Here is a 6,343-nt window from a genome sequence, read left to right as displayed (position 1 = left end):
CCGCGGCGTCGACCGGCCGGGGGCGGTCCGTGTGCCCGTCCGCTCTGGTCGACGGGTGCGGGAGCCGCGCGGTGACGGCCGTGGCGACCAGCGCCGTCAGCAGATCACGGCGGGCGCTGCCCCACAGGTCGAGGGCGTACGGGTCCTTCTCGGGCGGCAGCTTGGAGAACACCGTCTCGTGGGTCACGAACCGCAGGAACCCGTCCTCGTAACCGGAGTTCGGCAACCATTCCACCTGCGCCAGATCGCCGATGGCGATGATCCGCGGCCCGGTCGCCCGCTTGACCCGGTCGGACGTGTCGTTCCAGTCGATCCTGACCTGCGTGCCGTCGAAGGACACGGTGCCGTCGCTGGACCGTACCGACACCGGCACCGGAGGCCCCGGCAGGAGATACGCCGTGGCGGGCTCCTTCGGGATCTGTTCGAGCAGCAGGGCCTGCCGTATCTCCTCGGCCACGTACTCGGCGACACCCGACCGGTCGAGGTCGACCGTCAGCCGATAGGGGTCGGCCTCGTCCGGCAGCCGCCCACCGGTGGCCTGGAGCAGCGGATCACTGCCCTCACGGAGCCGCAACCGCAGCCGGCCCCGCCTGCGTTCGGGCTCGTAGACAACACCCGACACCGCTTCCAGCGGAACCGCGACCTCCCCGTACGTCTGCCGGAACAGCGCCACGGAACGGTGCGGTCCCGGCGTGATCCGGACCGTGCTTCCGTCGAAGGCCCAGGACCCGTCCCGCTGGATGATCTCGGCCATAGGGAGATTCTCGCAGCCGGGTCAACATGACGACCCGAACTTCACCCCGCGCTCTCCTTGCATGCGACGCCCCTGCCGGGCACGGCCCGCCTTCCGTACGGCACAATTCGCTGTCATCGCGGGGCACGTGTCCGGCCGCACGGCTGTGGTAGTGAGCGGCTGTACGGACGGCGCCCCGCGGGGGCGGTGATGGCGTCGATGACGGTGACGGCGAATGCCGAGGACAGCGCACGCAGAGGCGTGCGCGGCGCGGGAAGGCGGGCTCGGGCGTGGCGGTGCAGGAGGCCAGAGGGGGCATGGGCTCGGCTGCCCATGACGGCGGATGCACGTGCGGGGACTGCCCGCACGGGGCGCGCACGGGACACCGGCGCGCGGTCGCCGAGTTCCTGCTGAAACGCGAGGAGTTCGCCGCCGGACAGGGCCTGCCCGCCGCTGTCGCCCACTCCGCGTCGGCCTCCCGCCAGTGGGTCTCCGACGAGCTCACCCAGTCCGCCGCCGTCGTCGCCGAACGTGGCCGCGTCGAGGGCGAGGCCTGGCTCGGCCGGCTCTGGCTGCGCACGGCGATCGTCGTCTGGGCCGGAGTCGTCACCCTGCTCCTCGTCCAGGCGCTCACCGCGATCGGCGCGGGCTGGACCGTCGCCCGCACCGCCGGCCTGATCGCCGCCCTGCTCGTCGCCGCGGCGCTCACCGGCGCCGGATATCTGCACCGTGCGCGCGGCGGCGCCCTCGCCCCGGTCATCGGCGAGGACAACCGCCTCTCCACGTCCCGCGCGATCGCCGCGAGCTGGGTCCTCTTCGTCGTCTTCTGCGTCCTCGTCCTGGTCGGCCGCCTGGCCGCCGCCTCCGACCACCGCGAACGCGACGCCCTCATCGCCGGCTTCGAACTCGCCCGCGGCGCCGGCATCGTCACCGTCCTCGCCGTGGTCTGCGGCATCGCCGTCCTGGTGCGCCGCGTCGTCGGCCTCCGCGTCCTCGGCCAGCGCCTCCAGAAGGTCCGCGCCCATCGCCCCCGTGCCGCCGACCTCCTCACCGACGACGCCGGCCGGGGCAGCTTCACCGACATCCAGTACGTGACCATCTGCGCCGTCGCCCTGGTCTTCGCGGCGGTACGGCTGGCCCGCCGCCCCGACCAGCTCCCCGACCTCCCCTGGGGCCTCGCCCTCCTCGTCCTCGTCTCCGCAGCCACCTACGTCGCCGGCAAGTACGCCGAGGGCGGCCGCCCCGTCATCCTCTCCGTCGTCCGCGCCCGCGAGGCCGGCGACCTCGACGCGCCCATCCGCAACGGCGACGACATCGAGATCCGCGGCGCCGGCTTCGTCCCGCCCGGCGCGCAGACCGCCGACCGCCTGTCCCGCATGGTCGTCCGTATCGGCCCAGTCCATGTCCACGTCCCCCTCGTCCCCGTCGCCGGCGGCTTCAGCAACCCCACCGACGCGGTCCTCACCGTGCCGGTCCCCGCCGACGTCGAACCCGGCACGGTCGACGTCCAGGTCGTCACCGCGGCCGGAGTCGAGACCAACCGCTACGCCATCGAGGTCTCCGCCGACTGACCCGGGGCGAGGGGGCGGTCCTGTAGCCGATGAGTGGGGCAGCGGCTTCCGCCGTGGCCGCGCTCGCGCGGGCCGTCGCGGACGAGGAACGTCAGCCGGATGCGTCCGACCGGGTGCGTGAGCCGGCTGCGTGAGCCAGGTGCGTGAGCCGGATGCGTCAGCCGGGTGGGCGGGCCAGCAGCCTCGCGGCCGCTTGGGTGGGTCTGTCTTCTGGCCGCCCGGGTGAGGGGGCAGCCTTGTGGCTGCCGGGTCGGGTGGGCGTGTCATGGGGCTGCCGGGTGAGTGCTTCGTTGGGGGTGCCGGGTGCGTCCGGGACGAGGGCCCAGGGCCGAGGGCTGCGGCGGAGGCGCCCTCGAGAGGCGAAGACAGGGGGCGCAGTCTCTGGGTGTCTGTGACGGCTCCGGCCTCTGGGTGACTCCCTGCCAAGGCGAGGCGAGTGGGCCGCAAGCGGGGGCGCGGCGGAAGCGAGGGCGTGGCGGCGATGGGCCGTAGGCAGACCCTCGGGACGAGACCACCCAAGACGGAAAAAGAGTGCCGCACCATTGAGCGCCCCTACCCCTCCGAACGTATCGTCTGTTGAGGGGTCAACGGCACGGCGGACAAGAGGCGGCGCAGACTGATGACTCACGGTACTCGCACGGACTCCCACACCCCCTACCTCGACGGCGGCCACGACTGGCGAGACGCGGCCACCCGCTACGCACTTCTGCCCCTGCGCGTCTTCCTGGGCGTCACCTTCATCTACGCCGGCCTGGACAAACTCACCGACAGCGCGTTCATGGCCGCGTCCGGCTCCGGCTCGATCGGCGACATGATGAGCGCCGCCCGCGATGCCTCAGCCATCCCCGCGATGATCGACATGGCCCTGAAGAACCCCGTCGGCTTCGGCTACGCCATCGCCATCGGTGAACTGGCCGTGGGGATCGGCACCCTCATCGGTCTCCTCGCCCGCCTGGCCGCCCTGGGCGGCGCCCTCATCTCCCTCAGCCTGTGGCTGACGGTCAGCTGGTCGTCCAGCCCGTACTACTACGGCAACGACCTCCCCTACCTCATGGCCTGGATCCCCCTGATCCTCGCCGGCGCCCCCATCCTCTCCGTGGACGCCGCCTTCCGCTCCCGACGCAACAGGCACCGAGCCGGCAGCTACCGCTGACCCGCGCGCTGTCCTCGCGGCTGAAATACGGTCCTTGATCTCTTGCATCCCTGCGCCAACAATGCGCATGACAAAACTGTGGGCGGCCGGAAGGTTTCCGGCCGCCCTTTCGCAAGAGGGGACCCCCACGTGAGAAAGCCTCTCGGTGCCGCGATCTTCGCTCTGGCCTTCGCCGGAGCGGTCGCGACGCCCGCGGTCGCGGCACCTGGCGCCCAGCCCGCGACCGCCCGGCCCGCGACCGCCCAGCCCGTGACCAAGGCGGCCGAGCCGACGCTCCAGGCCGTCAGCCTCGCCGGGACCGTGGCGCTCAGCAACTGCTCCGGCTCGGTCGTCCGTTTCCCCGACTCCGCGGACACCGACCCGGCGCTGGTGCTCTCCAACGGCCACTGCAGCAGCCTGCTGGACCCGGGCGTGGTCATCACCAACCGGCCGGCCAACCGACCGTTCAACCTGCTCGGCTCCTCGGGCACCCAGGTCGCCACGCTTAAGGCGGCCAAGCTCGCGTACGGGACGATGACCGACACGGATGTGGCGATCTACGAGCTCACCACCACCTATGCGGCGATCAAGAGCTCGTACGGGGTGTCCGCGCTGACCCTGCGGGACACGCCCCCGACCGCCGGGACCGCCATCACGGTGGCGTCCGGCGCCTGGAAGAAGCTCCTGGACTGCACCGTCGACGGGTTCCCGCACCGCCTCAAGGAGGGCAAGTGGACCTGGAAGGATTCGGTCCGCTACAGCCCCGCCTGCCAGACCATCGGCGGCACCTCCGGCTCGCCGGTGATCGACCGCTCCACCGGTGAGGTCGTCGCGGTCCACAACACCGGCAACGAGAACGGCGCGTCCTGCACGTTGAACAACCCCTGCGAGGTGGACCAGAGCGGCAACATCACCGTCCGCAAGGGCATCAACTACGCCGCGCAGACCTACCGGATCTCGGCCTGCTTCACGACCGGCAACCAGCTGGACCTGAGCGCCGCCGGCTGCACTCTGCCGAAGCCGTAGGGCTCCGCCGGATCAGCCCGTTCCGGCCCTCGGTGAGGCGACACCGCCCCGCGGCCGTAGGGCGCTGACGGCCGCTCCGGTCCCGGACCGGGGTCCGGAGCGGGGTCCGGAGCGGGGTCCGGGACCGGAGCGGCCGCGTGACGTGTCCGGCGTCGGGTGGCGCTCAGTTCACGTTGACCGCGCTCCAGGCCGCCGCCACCGCGTTGTACTCCGTGCTGCCCGCGCCGTAGAGGTCGCGGGCCGCGTTGAGGGTGGCCGTCCTCGCTCCGGCGTAGTTCGTCGAGGACGTCATGTAGACGGTCAGGGCGCGGTACCAGATCGCGCCGAGCTTGACGCGGCCTATCCCGGTGACGGTCGAGCGGTTGTACGTCGGGGAGTCATAGGTGACCCCGTTGATCGTCTTGGTGCCGCTGCCCTCCGCGAGGAGGTAGGCGAAGTGGTTGGCGACGCCGGACGAGTGGTGGACGCTGATGTTGCCGACCGAACTGCTCCAGTAGTCCACGGAACTGCCGTCCTTGCTCGGCTTGTCCATGTAGCGCAGGGCATCCCGCCCCAGCCCGGAGCGCACGACCTTCTCACCGATCAGATAGTCGCCGATGTCCTGGGCGTTCCCCGCGTAGAACTCCACCAGCGTCCCGAAGATGTCGGACGTCGCCTCGTTCAGGCCGCCGGACTCGCCCGAGTAGACCAGCCTGGCCGTTCTCGAGGTCACGCCGTGGGACATCTCGTGGGCGGCCACGTCCAACCCGACCATCGGCCCGAAGTGGGTGCCGTTACCGTCGCCGTAGGTCATGCAGAAGCAGCCGTCGTTCCAGAAGGCGTTGGAGAGTTTGGTGCCGTAGTGGACGCGGTTGTACGAGCCCTTGCCGTCGTTGCCGATGCCGTTGCGGCCGTGGACGTCCTTGTAGTAGTCCCAGGTCATGTCGCTGCCGTACTGGGCGTCGACGGCGACCGTCGAACGGTCGGCGGTCGTGCCCGTGCCCCAATGGTTGTCGTCGTCCGTGAAGAGGCGGCCGTTGCAGGTGTCGCCACTGCACGCGTCCGTCTTGTCGGCCGCATCAGCGGTGTAGGTGTTGCCGCGCGTCGGGTCCTTGAGCTGGTAGGCCGATCCCGAGAGGGTCGTCTCCAGCGTGACCGTGCCGCTGTACAGGGACTTGCCGTCGCCGGTGGCCGACTCCATGGTGTCCCAGGCGTCGATACGGGCACCGGTGCGTGCATCGGTCAGCAACGTGCGGGCGACCGGGTTGCCGAGCGAGTCCAGCCCGGTGGCCTCCGTACGCCAGGCCAGTCTCGGGGCACCGCGCAGGGCGTCGACGACGAGTTCGGGCTTGGCCTTCACCTGCTTCAGCGCGTCGCCCGGGTTGGCCGCGCGCAGGGCGTTCACGCCGAGGTCGGCCGCCCTGGGGGCCGACACCTTCGGTGTGGTGTTCGGCAGCGAGATCTCCACCCTCGCCGCCCGGTCAGCGCTGCGGTAGGTACCGTCGGGCGCCATGTGTACGACGAAGTCGCCGCCGAGCACAGGGAGTTGCCGGTACGTACGGTCGTAGCGAACGTGCTGGGCGCCGTCCTTGTCCACGATCACGTCACGCACGGAGGTGTCCTGCGCGGAGGTGAGGCCCAGCGACGCGGCCCGGTCGGCGAGGGCCGTCGCCGCATTGTCGAGGGCGGCGGCACGGCTCGGCCTGTCCGCCGCGTCGGCGGCCGGGGAGAGTACGCCGGCCAGAAGTGTGGCTGTGGTCGCTAAGCCGGCGGTGGCGCGACGGGAACCTCGGACGTGCTGCCGAATCCAACTCATCAGTGTCTTCTGTCTCCTGGAGATGGCGCCGCAGGGGAAGCGCCAGTGGCGGTGGGCGCCGGGGGGTGGCACACATGAGGGGGCAC

General features: G+C 71.3%; 5 protein-coding genes. 3 read left to right on the top strand and 2 right to left on the bottom strand.

Annotated elements, in window-relative coordinates; genetic code table 11:
• The coding region (locus AOK23_RS33760) for a DUF4429 domain-containing protein (RefSeq protein ID WP_055716344.1) at window positions 1-754 on the bottom strand (754 nt) is incomplete at its 3' end.
• A 296-nt stretch (window positions 755-1,050) separates the two neighbouring features.
• On the opposite strand from AOK23_RS33760, the gene AOK23_RS33755 reads away from it, so the two are divergent.
• The 3 genes from AOK23_RS33755 (at window position 1,051) to AOK23_RS33745 (ending at window position 4,462) form a co-directional block, all read left to right on the top strand.
• Window positions 1,051-2,304 (top strand): hypothetical protein, encoded by a 1,254-nt coding sequence (locus AOK23_RS33755; RefSeq protein ID WP_055716343.1) that lies wholly within the window; start codon window positions 1,051-1,053, stop codon window positions 2,302-2,304.
• A 619-nt stretch (window positions 2,305-2,923) separates the two neighbouring features.
• Window positions 2,924-3,457, top strand: a complete 534-nt coding sequence (locus AOK23_RS33750) for a DoxX family protein (RefSeq protein WP_055716342.1) — start codon at window positions 2,924-2,926, stop codon at window positions 3,455-3,457.
• 129 nt (window positions 3,458-3,586) lie between these two features.
• Window positions 3,587-4,462 (top strand): S1 family peptidase, encoded by an 876-nt coding sequence (locus tag AOK23_RS33745; RefSeq protein ID WP_055716341.1) that lies wholly within the window; start codon window positions 3,587-3,589, stop codon window positions 4,460-4,462.
• A 163-nt stretch (window positions 4,463-4,625) separates the two neighbouring features.
• On the opposite strand, the gene AOK23_RS33740 is transcribed toward AOK23_RS33745, so the two are convergent.
• Window positions 4,626-6,257 (bottom strand): M4 family metallopeptidase, encoded by a 1,632-nt coding sequence (locus AOK23_RS33740; protein ID WP_055716340.1) that lies wholly within the window; start codon window positions 6,255-6,257, stop codon window positions 4,626-4,628.
• Window positions 6,258-6,343 lie beyond the last annotated feature (86 nt).

Source organism: Streptomyces torulosus, from assembly GCF_001419765.1.
Lineage (GTDB): Bacteria > Actinomycetota > Actinomycetes > Streptomycetales > Streptomycetaceae > Streptomyces > Streptomyces torulosus.
This window is presented reverse-complemented; position numbering and strand designations above follow the sequence as displayed.

Bases quoted from the DNA above. Each gene is read 5' to 3' on its own strand.
- AOK23_RS33755 (WP_055716343.1), top strand. From the start codon at position 1,051: ATGGGCTCGGCTGCCCATGACGGCGGATGCACGTGCGGGGACTGCCCG.
- AOK23_RS33740 (WP_055716340.1), bottom strand. From the start codon at position 6,257: ATGAGTTGGATTCGGCAGCACGTCCGAGGTTCCCGTCGCGCCACCGCC.
- AOK23_RS33750 (WP_055716342.1), top strand. From the start codon at position 2,924: ATGACTCACGGTACTCGCACGGACTCCCACACCCCCTACCTCGACGGC.